At 53.5% G+C, this 16,492-nt stretch carries 12 protein-coding genes and 1 rRNA gene; 2 read left to right on the plus strand and 11 right to left on the minus strand.

Annotated features, from left to right (window positions below; genetic code table 11):
- Nucleotides 1-110: 110 nt before the first annotated feature.
- Nucleotides 111-1,671: ribosomal RNA gene (locus tag MKY86_RS28040) — 16S ribosomal RNA — on the minus strand.
- A 480-nt stretch (nt 1,672-2,151) separates the two neighbouring features.
- Here MKY86_RS28040 and MKY86_RS28045 point away from each other — a divergent pair.
- On the plus strand, nt 2,152-3,402 hold the full coding sequence (locus MKY86_RS28045) for an MFS transporter (RefSeq protein ID WP_076083515.1): 1,251 nt from the start codon (nt 2,152-2,154) through the stop codon (nt 3,400-3,402).
- A 10-nt stretch (nt 3,403-3,412) separates the two neighbouring features.
- On the opposite strand, the gene MKY86_RS28050 is transcribed toward MKY86_RS28045, so the two are convergent.
- The 4 genes from MKY86_RS28050 to MKY86_RS28065 all read right to left on the minus strand — a co-directional run bounded on the left by MKY86_RS28050 (nt 3,413) and on the right by MKY86_RS28065 (nt 7,817).
- Nucleotides 3,413-5,158, minus strand: coding sequence for a transglycosylase domain-containing protein (locus MKY86_RS28050; protein ID WP_340827614.1), 1,746 nt, complete (start codon nt 5,156-5,158; stop codon nt 3,413-3,415).
- A 92-nt stretch (nt 5,159-5,250) separates the two neighbouring features.
- Nucleotides 5,251-5,778 carry a hypothetical protein gene (locus MKY86_RS28055; protein WP_076083520.1) on the minus strand — a complete coding sequence of 176 codons (528 nt, stop codon included), beginning with the start codon at nt 5,776-5,778 and terminating at the stop codon, nt 5,251-5,253.
- A gap of 206 nt (nt 5,779-5,984) precedes the next feature.
- Nucleotides 5,985-7,091, minus strand: coding sequence for a sensor histidine kinase (locus MKY86_RS28060; protein WP_076083525.1), 1,107 nt, complete (start codon nt 7,089-7,091; stop codon nt 5,985-5,987).
- 18 nt (nt 7,092-7,109) lie between these two features.
- On the minus strand, nt 7,110-7,817 hold the full coding sequence (locus tag MKY86_RS28065; protein ID WP_036694776.1) for a response regulator transcription factor: 708 nt from the start codon (nt 7,815-7,817) through the stop codon (nt 7,110-7,112).
- Between the two features lie 182 nt (nt 7,818-7,999).
- On the opposite strand from MKY86_RS28065, the gene MKY86_RS28070 reads away from it, so the two are divergent.
- Nucleotides 8,000-9,274, plus strand: coding sequence for a molybdopterin-dependent oxidoreductase (locus MKY86_RS28070; RefSeq protein WP_076083529.1), 1,275 nt, complete (start codon nt 8,000-8,002; stop codon nt 9,272-9,274).
- Nucleotides 9,275-9,355: 81 nt separating this feature from the next.
- On the opposite strand, the gene MKY86_RS28075 is transcribed toward MKY86_RS28070, so the two are convergent.
- The 6 genes from MKY86_RS28075 to ligA form a co-directional block, all read right to left on the minus strand.
- Complete coding sequence (locus MKY86_RS28075) at nt 9,356-10,261, minus strand: hypothetical protein (protein ID WP_340827615.1); 906 nt, start codon at nt 10,259-10,261, stop codon at nt 9,356-9,358.
- A 13-nt stretch (nt 10,262-10,274) separates the two neighbouring features.
- Nucleotides 10,275-11,549 (minus strand): ABC transporter permease, encoded by a 1,275-nt coding sequence (locus MKY86_RS28080; protein WP_076083536.1) that lies wholly within the window; start codon nt 11,547-11,549, stop codon nt 10,275-10,277.
- Complete coding sequence (locus MKY86_RS28085) at nt 11,546-12,271, minus strand: ABC transporter ATP-binding protein (RefSeq protein WP_076083540.1); 726 nt, start codon at nt 12,269-12,271, stop codon at nt 11,546-11,548. The genes MKY86_RS28080 and MKY86_RS28085 overlap by 4 nt, the downstream gene beginning before the upstream one ends.
- A 12-nt stretch (nt 12,272-12,283) precedes the next feature.
- On the minus strand, nt 12,284-14,005 hold the full coding sequence (locus MKY86_RS28090; protein WP_445669940.1) for an alkaline phosphatase: 1,722 nt from the start codon (nt 14,003-14,005) through the stop codon (nt 12,284-12,286).
- 147 nt (nt 14,006-14,152) lie between these two features.
- The gene (locus MKY86_RS28095; protein WP_143803854.1) at nt 14,153-14,371 is read right to left on the minus strand and encodes a hypothetical protein; all 219 of its coding nucleotides are present in this window, start codon (nt 14,369-14,371) and stop codon (nt 14,153-14,155) included.
- 90 nt (nt 14,372-14,461) lie between these two features.
- Nucleotides 14,462-16,474, minus strand: a complete 2,013-nt coding sequence (gene ligA, locus MKY86_RS28100; RefSeq protein ID WP_076083548.1) for an NAD-dependent DNA ligase LigA — start codon at nt 16,472-16,474, stop codon at nt 14,462-14,464.
- Nucleotides 16,475-16,492: the final 18 nt, after the last annotated feature.

Genomic DNA, 16,492 nt, shown 5'->3' on the forward strand with positions numbered 1-16,492 from the left:
CGAACAAATGGAAACGCTCAAGGCTTTACGAAGTAAAGCCTGCTTCAGGAAGTAAGCTTCCTGAAGACTTTTATTTGAATGTCTTCGTTGCAGAAGACGATTCTCCATAGAAAGGAGGTGATCCAGCCGCACCTTCCGATACGGCTACCTTGTTACGACTTCACCCCAATCATCTACCCCACCTTCGGCGGCTGGCTCCCTTGCGGGTTACCCCACCGACTTCGGGTGTTGTAAACTCTCGTGGTGTGACGGGCGGTGTGTACAAGACCCGGGAACGTATTCACCGCGGCATGCTGATCCGCGATTACTAGCAATTCCGACTTCATGCAGGCGAGTTGCAGCCTGCAATCCGAACTGAGACCGGCTTTGCTGGGATTGGCTCCACCTCGCGGCTTCGCTTCCCGTTGTACCGGCCATTGTAGTACGTGTGTAGCCCAGGTCATAAGGGGCATGATGATTTGACGTCATCCCCACCTTCCTCCGGTTTGTCACCGGCAGTCACTCTAGAGTGCCCAGCTCAACCTGCTGGCAACTAAAGTCAAGGGTTGCGCTCGTTGCGGGACTTAACCCAACATCTCACGACACGAGCTGACGACAACCATGCACCACCTGTCTCAACTTTCCCCGAAGGGCACCTGATGCATCTCTGCTTCGTTAGTTGGATGTCAAGACCTGGTAAGGTTCTTCGCGTTGCTTCGAATTAAACCACATACTCCACTGCTTGTGCGGGTCCCCGTCAATTCCTTTGAGTTTCAGTCTTGCGACCGTACTCCCCAGGCGGAGTGCTTACTGTGTTAACTTCGGCACCAAGGGTATCGAAACCCCTAACACCTAGCACTCATCGTTTACGGCGTGGACTACCAGGGTATCTAATCCTGTTTGCTCCCCACGCTTTCGCGCCTCAGCGTCAGTTACAGCCCAGAAAGTCGCCTTCGCCACTGGTGTTCCTCCACATATCTACGCATTTCACCGCTACACGTGGAATTCCACTTTCCTCTTCTGTACTCAAGTCACCCAGTTTCCAGTGCGACCTCAGGTTGAGCCCAAGGTTTAAACACCAGACTTAAATAACCGCCTGCGCGCGCTTTACGCCCAATAATTCCGGACAACGCTTGCCCCCTACGTATTACCGCGGCTGCTGGCACGTAGTTAGCCGGGGCTTTCTTCTCAGGTACCGTCACTCCGGTAGCAGTTACTCTACCGGACGTTCTTCCCTGGCAACAGAGCTTTACGATCCGAAAACCTTCATCACTCACGCGGCATTGCTCCGTCAGGCTTGCGCCCATTGCGGAAGATTCCCTACTGCTGCCTCCCGTAGGAGTCTGGGCCGTGTCTCAGTCCCAGTGTGGCCGTTCACCCTCTCAGGTCGGCTACGCATCGTCGCCTTGGTAGGCCGTTACCCCACCAACTAGCTAATGCGCCGCAGGCCCATCCCCAAGCAGCAGATTGCTCCGCCTTTCATTCTCTCCTCAGGAGAAAAAAGAAATTATCCGGTATTAGCTACCGTTTCCGGTAGTTATCCCAGGCTTGAGGGCAGGTTGCCTACGTGTTACTCACCCGTCCGCCGCTAAGTCTGAAAGGAAGCAAGCTTCCTCTCAAACTCCGCTCGACTTGCATGTATTAGGCATGCCGCCAGCGTTCGTCCTGAGCCAGGATCAAACTCTCCAATTAGGTTTTTCCGAGCGGCTGCTTCACCCGAATCACTTCGAGGAAATAACCATCCGAAAACTATCGAAAAGAGCGATTGCTCATTTTGAAACTGACGATTCATTGAATGAATCTTGTAAAAATTAAAGCGTTCCATTTGTTCAGTTTTCAAAGAACTTGCTCCGTGCATTTCAACGTTATGTCTCTTGCACAGGAATTAGATCATATCATTTTATTACATTCGTTGTCAACTTATTTTTCTTTCGTCGCTCAATTCAGCGTCGATGTCTCATAAGCACAAGAGATAATATATCACGCGTTCCAAACGTTTGCAAGTCTTTTTTTACAATAGGATTAAGCATTGCTTTTTTTGAGTTAATAATGAATAGTTGACCGCTGCCCTGCACAAATTGATTCCCATAATGCTTCATTTGTCGCTACAATAGGATTTATCTTCGTATCCATAGATAACTTACTTATTAACTGTTCCTGAAAGGAGTTCAAATGTCCAACAAGACCCTGCCTCAAGCTCCACCCGGCTCTTTGGGTGAATCACGCAATCTGCAGCAGGCTACCATCTACCGTATTTTGCTTGCTGTCAGCTTTGTTCATTTATTCAACGATTCCATTCAGGCATTAATTCCGGCGATGTTCCCTGTACTAAAGGATAACCTGGTGCTCTCTTATGCCCAGATCGGCTGGATTGCGTTCGCGCTGAATATCACCTCTTCGGTGATTCAGCCTATTATCGGCTTCGCCGCTGACCGGAAGCCGCGTCCGATCCTGCTCCCGCTGGGGATGTGCTGTACCTTTGCCGGGGTCTTCCTGCTCGCTTTTGCCGGCAATTATGTATTAGTGATTGTGTCCGTAATGCTTGTGGGCTTCGGATCAGCTGCGTTCCATCCAGAAGGCATGCGCGTGGCTCATATGGCTGCCGGTCAGCGCAAGGGGCTGTCGCAATCCATATTTCAGGTGGGCGGCAACGCCGGCCAGGCCTTGGGTCCTCTATTAATGAAGTGGGTATTCATTCCCTTCGGTCAGATGGGTGCTCTCGGCTTCACCGTTATCGCCGCTGCCGGAGTCGCCATCCAGGCCTATGTGGCCCGCTGGTACCGCGAGATGCTGGATGCCGGATACACCTTCCGCAAAAAGTCAGCGTCACGCTCTATCGACCCAGCCCGCAGCAAACGTATTCTGATTACAACGGTTATTCTGGTCTTCATCGTATTCGTGCGATCCTGGTACGGCGCCTCCATCGGCGGGTATTACGCCTTCTATTTGATGGACAAATACGGGATGACGCTGGATAAGGCTCAGATCTATATCTTCATCTATCTCGCTGCCGGCGCTGTCGGCACCTTCTTCGGGGGCCCGCTGGCAGACCGCTTCGGCCGCCGTAATCTTATTCTGGTGTCGATGATCGGGACGGTGCCTTTTGCGCTAGCCCTGCCTTTTGTGAACCAGTTCTGGGCGGCCGTGCTGCTGATCATCTCCGGGTTCATTCTATTATCCAGCTTCTCCGTCACTGTGATCTACGCGCAGATGCTGTATCCAGGCAATATCGGTACGGTCTCGGGTCTTATTACCGGCCTTGCCTTCGGGCTTGGCGGAATTGGCTCTGTCGTAATTGGGCATCTGATCGACACGATCGGAATAGCCACGGTGTTCGTGGCCTGCGGCTTCCTGCCGCTGCTCGGTCTGCTGGCCCTGCTGCTGCCCGGCGACAAGAAGCTGGAGGAATGGGCAGCGGAATAAGCAAATCTATTCATAGCATGGAGAGAACCTTGGAGAACATAGCAGCTGCAAGCCCGCTGCCGGCAGTCATGTAGTTGTCCGGATCAGAGCGGTCGAAACCCATCCATACTGCCGCTGTCCATCTAGGGGTATAGCCTACAAACCATAAGTCCCGGTTGGCCTTGCCGGGGACTCCCGGCAGGTCCAGCTGCGTGGTTCCTGTCTTACCGGCCACCGTAACGTTCATTTGCGCCCGTCTGCCCGTTCCTTCATTCACCGCCTGACGGAGCATCGTTGTCATATCCGCTGCGGTACGTACCGAAATGGCCTGCTGCGGCGCAGCGACATGTGAATACACCACCTGATTCTGCGAATTCCTGATACTACGCACCAGATACGCCTTGTTAAGAATGCCTCCATTTGCAAAGACGGTGTAGGCTTGAGCCATCGTGAGCGGAGAAACCCCGCTATGCAGACCTCCAAGGGCAATAGCCAGATGGTTGTCTTCTGCAGCGAGTTCCATTCCCAGCCTGGCTGCAAACCCACGGGCATAGCTGACCCCCACCTGCTTCAGCAGCCATACCGCTGGGGCATTAATGGACTGCTGCAGGGCAACCCTCATGCTCACCTGCCCACGATATACACCGTTCAGATTAGCCGGACTGTAGCTGCCATAGGTTGTTTTAATATCAGGCAGGAGACTGTCCGGCGTATATTTCCCGCTCTCCAGCGCCGGTCCATAATCTATAATGGGCTTGAGCGCGGAGCCTGGCTGCCGGGAAGGAGTTACGGCTCTGTTCAGACCGCCTGTACGCGGGCTTCGCCCGCCCAACAGTGCGGCCACTTCACCGGTCCGCTGGTCCATGATGACCATGGCTGCTTCTGCTCTCTGGTTTTTTCCATCCGGCGGAAATGCCTCTTCCTGTGAGAAGGCCCGCTCCATAGCCCGCTGCGCCTCAATATTCATGCCCGTCACGAGTGTATAACCGCCTGTGCTTAGCTCCTTTTGCGATAATCCTGTCTGCCGCATCGCTTCCTGAATTGCCGCATCCATATAGGACGCCCCGACAATCTCAGTCTTCTCCTTAACCGGAGGTACGTAGGTGCTCTTCATTGCTGCCGTCATCTGCTCGGTTGTTATCAGCTTGTGCTGCTGCATAATCCGCAGGACCAGATCCCGTCTGCCTGTTGACAATTCAATGTTGTCTGCCGGGTTATAGATGGAAGGCCCTTTGGGAATAGCCGCCAGTGTCGCGATCTGTCCAATCTCCAACTGCTCCAGATCAGTTATACCAAAATAACGCTCCGCTGCAGATTTCACCCCATATTGCCCTTGCCCCATATAAATTTGATTAAGATACAGCTGCAAAATCTCATCCTTCGATAACTGCTTCTCCAGCGCCAACGCTATTGAGGCCTCGTTCAGCTTACGCAGCAGATTCTGCCCCCGGTTCAGATACAACCCCCTTGCCAGCTGCTGAGTGATGCTGCTTCCACCCTCCGATACCCCCATACGTAAGGTATTGTTGACTAATGCGCGGGCTATTCCCTGGTAGTCCAGACCCTTATGACTGTAAAAGCGGCGGTCCTCAACAGCAATGAAAGTATCGATGAGCAGCTGCGGCATCTCTCCAAGTCCTGCTTTGATTCGGTAGCCTGTCTCAGGTAGCGGTATTCTCCGCAACATTGTTCCGTCAGAGGCCATAATGACACTTGATTCCGGTAAAATCATTTTCTCCGGATAACGATCCAGCATCAGCTTTCCATAATGACTCATATAAATAATTCCTGCTAGCATGAGAATAGCAAGGATGACTGTCAGATCAAAAACGGCATAGCAAATACGCAGCAGCGATCTCCGTCCTGTTCTCATACCTGCCGAGTCCAATGCTCCAGAAGCTTTTCCATTCCCAATGCCTCCTGCTTAGCCATCGCCAGCTGCTGCAGAACTGCAGCAGGGATATTACAGACCTCTTCCTCTGACTCCGCCACTGTCAGTTCCAGCATGCGGATCAACGCCCGTGTCCGCAAAATAAGCGCCATGAATTCTTGTGCATCCGGCTCCGGCATTAGTATTTGCGGTGCAGGGGCCGCTGCTGGCCGCAATCCGGCCTGATGAATCCGGCGCAGACTGGCAACCAACCGTCTGAATTCCCCACCCGATTGCACCTCAAGGTCCGCAAGCTCACAGGCGCCGTGAACCGCCAGTTGTTCCGCGGCGCGCAGCAGCGCGGTAGTATCGTTGACTGCTTTTTGTGAACGGAGCAGGAACAGCCCTGCACATACAACGGTGAACATCATGACAGCCGCCGGTCTTGCGCCGATATGATTGATGATCCAATGCATGAAACGGACAAACAGCGCAGCCGATCCCGGCGTATACCAGGAGTAGAACATAGTAAAAATCCCCCGCATAAGCAGCAACAGCCCTGCACTAAGCAGAACGCTACCGCAGAATATGTAGAGGTAATAGTGTGCGGATCGTGTGTATTTTTGACATCAGCCAACTTCTCCTGCCTCCCCGGGTCTCATCCCATAGCCCAAGGATATCGGCTAAATCTTAAGAAACACCATTGCCATTTCTTAAGAAATACTGAAGATTGTCAGGAGGATACCGGAAACCGGGTAACAAAGTCAGTCCGGGATCTGGTGCTGTGAGCCGTAATCTCCCCATGGTGCCTTTCCACAATTCCCTTGGCAATCGCCAGACCCAATCCCGAGCCCCCGGTAACCTGCGATCTGGAGCGCTCCGCCCGGTAGAACCGCTCAAAAATATGTGGAAGATCCCCCTCCGCAATCATCTCGCCGAAATTGCTGATCCGCACAACTGCATCGTTACCTTCACAGCTGAGTCCAATCTCAAGCCTTCTTCCATCCTTCCCGTACCGGATCGCATTGGCAATCAGATTCTCATAAGCACGCACCAATTCGTAAGGTGCCGCTTCAATCCACAGCGATTCGGTATCATCCTGCAGTTCATAAGTCATGCCTGCACGGGTCAGTGCCGGAACCGATTCCTCCGCAAGCTGGCGCATAAATGCCTTGAGATCGAGCCGTTCCAGCACTAACGGCAGTCTGCTGCTGTTAACCCGCGTGTATTCAAACAAGTCGTCAATCAGCTTGCGCAGCACCAATGACTTCTGATAGGCAATCCCTACATAGTAACGTATCTCCGCCTCTTCCCGGCAGCGGTCCTGCTCAATATACTCCAAGAAGCCAAGCACCGAGGTCAACGGAGTGCGGAGATCATGCGATACACCGGTAATCAGCTCGTTTTTGGACTCGACAGCCTTGCGTTCTTCCAGCAGCGAATGCTGTAGCCGCTCAGACATAATGTTGATGTTCTCCGCAAGTACCCCCAGCTCGTCCGACGTTCGGACCTCAATCCGGTGCGATTCATCAAGCTTCGTGATCTGCTGGATACCGCTGGTGATCTCTTCGAGGTACGAGACGATTTTACGCGTATAGATGAAAAAGAAGATCAGGAAGCTGGCAATCCCGACAGCGGTCATCAGCGGCGCTGAACCGATATGGTTGATCATCCATTTCAGAGTACGCGAATACAGTGCGGAGGGCTGCGCCGGCTGCAGATAAATTAAAGAGTTAACCAGCCGATAGCCCGCCAAAAGCAGAGCTGCCCCCGACAAAATACTCAGCACAAAGGCCCAGATAAACTTCCAGCGGATGGTGCTTATATATTTGGTGTTCACTACAGTTCCCCTCAGCTTTCAGGATGGATGATCCAGTTTGTAGCCAATGCCCCATACGGTCTGCACATAACGGGGCTGCTTTGCGTCCAGCTCGATTTTGTCGCGGATATTGCGGACATGCACCATCACGGTGTTGCCACCATCCAGAAAAGGCTCATTCCACACTTTCAGATAAATCTGCTCCATACTGAGCACCTGTCCCTGATGCCGCGCCAGAAGTTCCAGGATAGAAAACTCGCGGGGTGTCAGCTTCACCTTGCGATTGTCCACACTTACCTCATGCCGAAGTGTATCTATCAGCAAATCTTCAAAGATCAGTTCGTGCTCATTCGTTCTGGCAGAAGTGTCCCGATTCAATTTATGGTAACGGCGCAGCTGCGATTTGGCCCGCGCCACCAGTTCCAGCGGATTAAACGGCTTGCCCACATAATCGTCTGCACCGATGCTGAGTCCAAGGATTTTGTCCATATCGGCATTCTTGGCGGAGAGCATAATAATCGGCATGTTGCGTTCTTCACGAATCTTCATGCAGGCGGCAATCCCATCCATGTGTGGCATCATCACATCGAGTATAATGAGATCCACCTCTTCCTTGCCAAGGCATTCAAGCGCCTCCCTTCCGTCAAATGCCTTAAGCAGCCGGTACCCCTCATTGCGAAAATAGATATCCAGCAGTTCCACAATCTCCACTTCATCATCCACCAGCAGTATCGTTTCTTGGTTCACGGGCATTTAATCCTTTCCTTAGCTCTTTCCATTAGTCTATAAGAAAAAGTTCAGGGAAGGCAACCATACGGTCGGGCTTGATCGGGGTAATATTATTCAGCAGTGTTTTTTTGCGGTACAATTAGTTAAAACTTAAATTAATATGATGTTGGACACTTATTCATCAACGGGAGGGACTGCAGGTGAAAAAAATATTGACCGGCATCCGCAAAGGATACGGAAAGAAGCTCGTCTCGATTCACTTGTGGAATGCCTGGCTGGTCTTAATTCTTGCCCTTAGCGGTCTGATGCTGGTTGGCGGCTTCTGGAGAGAGCTGCTGGGTGAGGGCAGAGTGTGGCTGAAATGGGGCCATATCGTGTTCGGTCTGGCGCTGTTGATCCCTGTGGTCTACTATCTGCTCCTGGCGGCGAAGCACTGGAAGCGGCTCAAGGGTAAACCTGCGCAAAAAGCCAACGTCCTCTTCGTGCTGACGCTTTTGATCGGCTGGCTGATCTCAGGGGTTGTGCTCTGGCAGTTCAGGCTTGCCGGGCCGAGAGCAGCGAATACTGCGTTATTCATTCATGATCTGCTGACCTGGGTCGGCCTGCCAGTCATCATCTATCACTCCATTACACGGGTGAAGTGGCTGAAGGAGCCCAAGAAGCGCACGATTGTGGCAGAAGCTGTCCCTGTTGAAGAGGCCTCTTCTCCCGCAGGACGGGCGCTGCCTGTGGCTCCTTCTGAAGCCCAGCCTATGTATTCACGCCGTGGGTTCATTAAGGTTGCGGTAGGCGCAGGGCTTGCTGTCACGCTCGGCCCAACTTTTGTCCGCTGGATCGGTAAATCCCTGCAGTTTCCCGGCACAGCCGACTATGCGGCAACCAATGCCAATGCATTGATTCCAGATCCTATTCCGCTGGCGGAATCTGCACCTCCTATCGGCGGGGGAGCCGAGGGCAGCTTTCGCGTATATACGGTCACGGCCATTCCCGCGTTCGATAATTCCAACTGGTCTTTTACCATTGATGGGCTGGTGGATAAGAAGCTGAGCTGGAACTGGGAAGAGTTCGTCAAGCTGCAGCGAGAGGTACAGGTCAGTGATTTTCACTGCGTGACCGGCTGGTCTGTGTACAAAAATACATGGGAGGGCCTCCCCCTCTCGAAGCTGCTCGATATGGCCGGTGTGCAGCCTGGGGCCGTCATGGTCAAGTTCTACTCGGGAGACGGTGTCTATACGGACTCACTCACTCTGGATCAGGCGAGGATGGACGATATCATGGTGGCCGTGATGCACGATGGCAAACCTATCCCCAATCAGCTCGGCGGGCCGGTTCGTCTCGTTACTCCGCAAATGTATGCCTATAAGTCCGTCAAATGGCTGAACCGGATTGAGTTAATCAATGAAGATTATACCGGGTACTGGGAACAGCGTGGATACGATAAAGATGCCTGGCTGCCGGGTGCGAAGCGGGTATAATGTTGCTTCTGTCCTCTATTTCAGAATAAAAACCTCCTTTCCCAATTAGGGATTTGGAGGTTTTTGTTCTTGCTTCATGGATCACAGGCTTTTGAAGGAAGCGTCGTACAGGCGGAACATGGTTTTGTAGCCGGACTCGTCAATCTTGATTCCGACATCCAGGCGCCCCGATATTTCCAGTGGACCTGAGGTGTAGCGGAGCTTACTGCCTTCAGGAACAAACACGATCATAATCTTGTTCCAGTAGGTCTCATCCCCATTATCAAACGGACATTCGGCACCCGGTTCGGGGATCAGCAGAAACCAGTTTTTCTCAAAAGAAAGGACCTCACCCATGAATCCCTTAATGGTCACCTGCTGTCCGCTAAGATCCCAGAAGTGCTCTGAGGGCCGGGTCTGATCGTCTCCGTCAAAAAAACCGTTCCAGTCTATGGCTGTATTCCCTGTGAAGGCAGAACCCACGGTAGCAGCTGCCGCTGGTGCCGCAGACGGAGACGGAGAAGGTGATACGCTCAATGCCGTAGCAGATCCAGCCTTGACGGGTTCTGCTTCAGCGCTGCTCCCCCCGGTATCCTTAACCGCTGCCGCTGGGCGTGGGCTTTGTACAGAAGAAGAGGCGGCCGGACTCGGGATAGTAGTTACAGTCTTTCCGGAGGGCTTCCGGGTAGCCGTTCCAACAGGTGCAGCAGTAGGCGATGGAGACGGCTTGAACGTAACCGTCACCTTGGTCCCGGTATCCGTACCTTTGGATGGAGCAGCGGATGCAGCAACTCCGTCTTTGGCTGCTGGAGCAGTGTCCTGCGGGGAAGGGGATGCGGACGACTCACCCTCCGCCGTGACTTCCTCAGTGCTCTGCGGAGCTTCCACCACCGCCGCAAAGGACTCCCCGTTCCCATTAGCAGCAGTATTCTGGCCACATGCCTGAAGCAGCAGCATACCTGTCACAGCTCCCGACAGCAGAAGCATTCTTCCTTGTAGTCGTATCAATTGAACGTACCTCCTATGATTTGAACAAGGCGAGCGGATGCATCCGGTACATCCGGAAGGCTGGCCCAAGCGACGACAGCAGACCTATCGCCAGCGCTCCAAGCACAATAAGCCAATGCTCCGGTGTCCAATGGTAGGGCTCGATTTGAATGCCCGCCTGCGAGAACAACATGTCCTTGAGCAGATAGGCACCGAGATGACCGATTACAAGACCCGCAATGAGTCCGGTTGCTGTTACCAGCAGGCCTTCTGTGGTCAAGGTCAGCCATACGTAGGCCCGTGATTTTCCGAGAAGACGTAGTATCCCCACATCCTTGGTCCGCTCCGAGGCTGCTGCAACGAGAGATAGTAGAATCGCAATACCTGCGAGAAGCACACAAATGGCCGTCAGCATCCCAAGCAGCCGGGAGCCCTGATCCACTGCATTCAACACATCGGACACGGCCTTGCTGGTATACGCCGCCTGGACACCATTGCTGCCATCGAATCCCTGCTTCAAATCATGGGCCCCCAGCAGACTGGCCGGCTTAACCAGCACCGCCGTGATCTCCCGCTCCTCAGGCGCCAGCCCGTGTACAGCCCAGGCATAGTCAACTGTCGTAAAGACCGCTCGGTCATCCGGAGTATGGAGCTCTGGAAGAATACCCGCTACCCTGTAGCGAAAATCATCATGGGCATGCCCGGCTTGCTCTCCCGTCCCCTCATCTTCGGCTGCCGCATGTCCTCCTGCTTCTTCGTCCTCATGATCCCCTTCATGCTCAGCCGCTGCGGATTCGTGGTCTTCTCCCTGTACAAGTCCATGCGCCCCCGCAAAGGTATCGCCTACCTTCAGTCCCAGCGACCGGGCCACGTATGAGCCTACAATCGTATCACCAGTATCGGCATACATCTTGCCTTCCTGTAGCCGGCTGCCACCGTAACGGGTGAAGAAATACCCGGAATCTATCCCGACAATTGGATAGCCCTTGTAGTTGTCGCCCGTAGTCATCGCAAAGGCAGCTTCCACAGACGGGTCCCGCCGTGCCTCATCCAATACAGCAAGCGGGATATTCCCGGTTGGCGCGCCGATATGATAAAAGGTATTCAGCACAAGCTGTGTCTCACTGCCCGTTGCTCCTATGACAAGATCAAAGGGGCCATAGCCTTTCTTGGCTCCCTGCTCTACACTCTGCCGGGACAGGACAAGTAACACAATAAAGGCAACTGTAATCGCCACAGCACACACGGTAAGCAGAGACAGGAACCGCCGGTGCAGCACATTGCGGAGGGTGAGCCGGAACAGGCTCATAGCGAAATCCCCTCCTTGTCCACCCCACTGAGCGAAGAGCGCTGCCGGGATAATGCCTCCCGCCGCACTTCATTGATATCCTGAATGTTCAAGCGGCGTGGAAACCGTTCAGCCATATTGAGGTCATGGGTTACCACGATTAAAGTGTGTCCATGCGCCGCGCTAAGCTCCAGGAGCAGCGAGGATATCTCATCGGCAGTCTCCCAGTCCAAGCTGCCTGTCGGTTCATCTGCCAGCAGAAGCGGCGGGTGATTGACCATGGCTCTTACAATGGCAACGCGCTGCTGCTGCCCGCGTGAGAGCTGGGAAGGCAGATGCCTTCCGCGGCCCCCCAGGCCCACCTGCTCCAACCAGCCGTCCACTATGCGCCGTCGCTCCTTTTGCGTAAGCCGGGCCGTCATGGCAATCTCGACATTCTGCCGTGCGGTCAGCGAGGGAATCAGATGGAAGTCCTGCAGCACATAGCCGATAGCAGAAGCACGGAAGGCATCGCGCTTCGCCTCGGTCAGTTCGTGAAGCGGCTGTCCGTCTACGGTAATTCTGCCGCTGTCTGCACGCATGATGCCGCTGATCAGGTGCAAAAGCGTGCTTTTACCGGACCCGCTGGGTCCGGTAATGGCTACACGCTCTCCTTTTTCAACATTCCACCGGGGGATATCGAGGATCGGCACAGCTCTGCCGTCCACTTTGAATTGTTTGGTCAAATTCTGAATCTGGAGCAATAAAAGCCACTCCTATCTGAGCACAATGCGTTCGGACAGCGCATCCCAAGTTAAGGTCGTGCCCTTCAACTGGTTGAATGCACTAAGCGGAAGGTAGAGTACGTTATTATCCACATCCACCGTGTATGCGGCCGCTTTACTGTTCAGCTTCGCTGTTTTACCGGTCAGGTCGACTTCAATCGTATTCTTTCCAATAGTAAGCTTGGCAGCAGAAGTGCTCCCTGTATAGGTTCCTCCAAGCGCCTTCACCAGAGCCTGAGCCGGATAGAGCACTTCATTGTCGCGGCTGATTTTGAATTTCGGATAGACATATTTCGACTGCAGCTCTGCTGAACGCTTGTTCAGATCCAGTCCCAGTATTCCCGCTCCCATAGTTGCGATCTGCGTATTGTCGATCTGTCCCTTCACTTTGTCAGCAATCGGGCCATACGCCCACACCCCAACATCCACCGCAGAGTGGCCGTGACCCGACCAGCCGACCAGCAGGCGTTTGGAAATCACTGCATTATATGCGCCTTCCCGTTTGTACGAAGAACCGTCGCCGTTCATAATCTGGGTAACTTCCTCGTCCGTCAGATCTGTAATCCAGGTGTTTGCCGTTACGATCTTGCGGATCTCTTCCGGTGTCTGCGCGGCTTCAAGATCGGCTGCCAGACTCTCGGAGGAATGCTTCTGCTTGTTCCACAGATCGATGTTGATCTCATAGATATTGTCACGCGAGAGTGAGAGGCCGCCTGTCTCATGATCAGCAGTAACCACCACAGAGGTGTTGCCGTTTTTCTTCGCAAAATCAACAGCTGTCTTGAAGGCTGCGTCAAAGTCGAGCGCTTCCTGCACCAGGGTCGGCAGATCGTTGGCATGACCGGCATGGTCGATACGCCCGCCTTCAATCATCATGACGAAGCCGTCTTTATCGGTGGACAGAATATTCAGTGCCTTGGAGGTCATCGCTGCCAGGCTCGGAATTTCCGGAGTGCGGTCTGGCGTATAAGCCACATGGGAGTTGCCGAACAAGCCTAACACCTTGGTATTCTTGGAAGTGAGTGTATTTAAGGCTGTGGTATTCTCAACGACCGTATAGCCTTTGGCTTTGAAGTCAGGCAGCAGGTTCTTATCCGTACGTTTGCCCTTCTCATCCTTGGTCAGGAAGAACTGCTTCCCGCCGCCCATCAGCACATCCACGCCGCTCTCCAGGTACTGTGAGGCAATCGCCGATTCATTGTCACGGTTACGGACATGGGAAGCGTACACGGCAGGTGTGGCATGGGTGATACGGGCAGTGGTCACAAGGCCGGTGGCCTTGCCTGCGCTCTCCGCAGCTTCGATTATAGAAGCAAAGGGTCTTGAGACATCCTCATTAGAGACGCTGATGCCCGCGTTATAGGTTTTATGGCCTGTAGCAAATGCAGTACCGGCAGAGGCGGAGTCTGTGACGATCCCGGATACGATTTTACCGCTGTCCTCTCCCCGGTCTGCATATGTAGTAGCTTGTCCCACGTAGTATGGATCGAGGTTCAGGTGCTTGACTCCCTTGGTATATTGCTGAAAATATCTTGCCGCAGACACTTGAGCCGGGCCCATGCCGTCGCCGATCAGAACGATAAGATTCTTAGACTGGGCTTTGGCAGCGCCCCCGGAATTAGCCGGGCTCTTGGCCGCTCCTGCAAGTGTTGCTCCTGATACTACAGCTGCCGCCAATCCTCCAAAAATCATGCCCCTCATTAACTTGTTCATCATATACCCCTTCCTCATTGTGACGGTTCTAATCCCAAGCTTACCTTGGAAAGATTAACTAACTGTCAAAATAAGTATGGAGTTGTATTAAATTATCAAATGTTCACATGAAAGCGGAAGGGTAGCCGTCTGCACAACAAAATCAGCCTACCGGGTAACAAATGCTGGTGCCTTCCCCTGTACATCCGGCCCCTTCATCCTCGCTTGGCGCAATGTGGTCGGTTTTTCGATTACATCCGACCCGTTCACTCTCGCCTGGCGCAATGTGGTCAGTTTTTCGATTACATTCCGCCCTCTCACCCTCGCCTGGCGCAATGTGGTCGGTTTTTCGATTACATCCGGCCCGTTCACCCTCGCTTGCCGCAATGTGATCGGTTTTCCGATTTCCTATACATCAAAAAAAGCCCTGCGCCCCTCCGCCCATAAGCAAAGGAAACACAGGACTTATATATTCTCTTACATCTCTAGCAGCCGGATCAGTTCGTCTTCATCCTCAATGACTTGAATGCCGAGCTGCTGGGCTTTGGCCAGCTTGCTGCCTGCCTTCTCCCCGGCGATAACCAGATCCGTCTTCTTGGAGACGCTGCCGGATACCTTTGCCCCCAGAGCCTCCAGACGTTCGGCGGCTTCCTCGCGGGTCATTTTCTGCAGGGAACCGGTCAGGACGACTGTTTTGCCGCTGAAATAGGTATTCGTATTGACTACACGCGGCGCTTCAGGAGCCTTGGCCTCTACCCCCAGCGCCCGCATACGGTCGATGCTAACCACTACGAACGGGTCGGCAAAATAATTCACGATGCTCTCCGCCACAATTCCCCCGATATCCGGCAGTCCGGCCAGCTCCTCCGCGGTAGCAGACATGACAGCTTCCAGGCTGCGGTAATGGTCGGCCAGCATTCTTGTCGTGGCTTTGCCGGTATTAGGAATACCGAGTGCATAGAGGAAGGATGCCAGATCTCTGCCTTTGCTGTCTTCGAGTGCCTTCAGCAGATTCGCCGCCTTCTTCTCTCCGAACCGCTCCAGCTTCACCAGCTGGTCGAAGGTTAGCTCATACAGATCCGCAGGCTCCCGTACACTAAGCTCCTCATGCAGCTGAGCCGCTGTCTTCTCACTGAACGTCTCGATATCCATGGCATCTCTGGACGCAAAATGGGTAATCCGGCTGACAATCTGCGGCTTGCAGTCAAGCTTGTTGTTGCAGAACAGATGAGCGCCGCGCATCTCCAGCGGGAACCCGCAGGCCGGACACTCTTCGGGGAAGATAATCTCCCCGCCGTCACTCTCTTCTGTCACCTTGCCCAGAATCTCCGGGATGACATCATTGGAGCGGCGAATGAATACCCGTGTACCCAGAGCAAACTTCAGATTCTTGCGCTCAATATCGCCTACGTTGTTAAGTGTACAGTTCTGCACCGTAACACCGGCTAATTCTACAGCTTCTACCCTAGCAAGCGGAGTGACCTTGCCTGTACGTCCGACATTCCAGCTTACAGATTCCAGAATGGTTGTGGTCTCTTCCGCCTCGAATTTATAAGCTACGGCCCAGCGCGGGAACTTGTCGGTATAGCCCAGCGCCTCACGGATGCGGAAATCGGTAACCTTAATGACCGCCCCGTCAATCAGATAATCCAGACCGGACCGGCTCTCTTCAATCTCTGCCAGCTGCTCGGTCACATCATCGAAATTACTGAAGTAGTTCAGGTAAGGGTTAACCTTAAACCGGTTGCTGCGCAGGAAATCCATCATCTCCTGATGATCGGCGAACTGTACGCCTTCTGCATACCCCACATTATAAAAGAAAGCATTCAGCCTGCGGTCGGCAGTCATCTTCGGATTCAGGTTGCGCAGCGCTCCCGCCGCACCATTGCGTGCATTCTTCAGCGGCTCTGCTGCGCGGGTATTATAATCCGCCAGTACCGACAGGTTCATAATCCCCTCGCCCTGCACTTCAATAACGCCTTCCTTGAACGGAATATTCAGCGGAACGGACTTGATCGTCTTCACCTGAGCCAGAATTCCCTCACCTGTCACCCCGTTGCCACGGGTAGCTGCTTGTACGAGCGCCCCATCACGATAGGTCAGGTTCAGCGTCAAGCCGTCGAACTTCAGCTCTACGGCATAACACGGCTCCGGCAGCGGATTCTCCGGGTTCTTGGTATTATAATCATTCACCAGCTTCAGCACACGGGTGTTCCAGGTTCGAAGCTGTTCAATGTTCTGCGCCTTATCCAGACTCCACAGCGGCGCCAGATGGCGGTGCGGTGTGAAGCCCTTCAGCAGCTCCCCGCCTACCCGCTGAGTCGGGGAATGCGGCAATACAATTCCGCTCTCCGCTTCCAGCGCTACCAGCTTGTCGTAGAGCACATCGTATTCCTTGTCACTGATCTGTGGAGCATCCAGCGTATAGTAGTGATAATTGTATTGATTCAGCTCGGCTACAAGCTCTTCCATCGTGAACATCATATCCATCCGGCATATCCCTCCGTC

Source organism: Paenibacillus sp. FSL R7-0333 (assembly GCF_038000365.1).
Lineage (GTDB): Bacteria > Bacillota > Bacilli > Paenibacillales > Paenibacillaceae > Paenibacillus_AQ > Paenibacillus_AQ silagei.

Bases quoted from the DNA above. Each gene is read 5' to 3' on its own strand.
- MKY86_RS28045 (WP_076083515.1), top strand. From the start codon at position 2,152: ATGTCCAACAAGACCCTGCCTCAAGCTCCACCCGGCTCTTTGGGTGAA.
- MKY86_RS28050 (WP_340827614.1), bottom strand. From the start codon at position 5,158: ATGAGTCATTATGGAAAGCTGATGCTGGATCGTTATCCGGAGAAAATG.
- MKY86_RS28055 (WP_076083520.1), bottom strand. From the start codon at position 5,778: ATGTTCTACTCCTGGTATACGCCGGGATCGGCTGCGCTGTTTGTCCGT.
- MKY86_RS28080 (WP_076083536.1), bottom strand. From the start codon at position 11,549: ATGAGCCTGTTCCGGCTCACCCTCCGCAATGTGCTGCACCGGCGGTTC.
- MKY86_RS28090 (WP_445669940.1), bottom strand. From the start codon at position 14,005: ATGAACAAGTTAATGAGGGGCATGATTTTTGGAGGATTGGCGGCAGCT.
- ligA (WP_076083548.1), bottom strand. From the start codon at position 16,474: ATGGATATGATGTTCACGATGGAAGAGCTTGTAGCCGAGCTGAATCAA.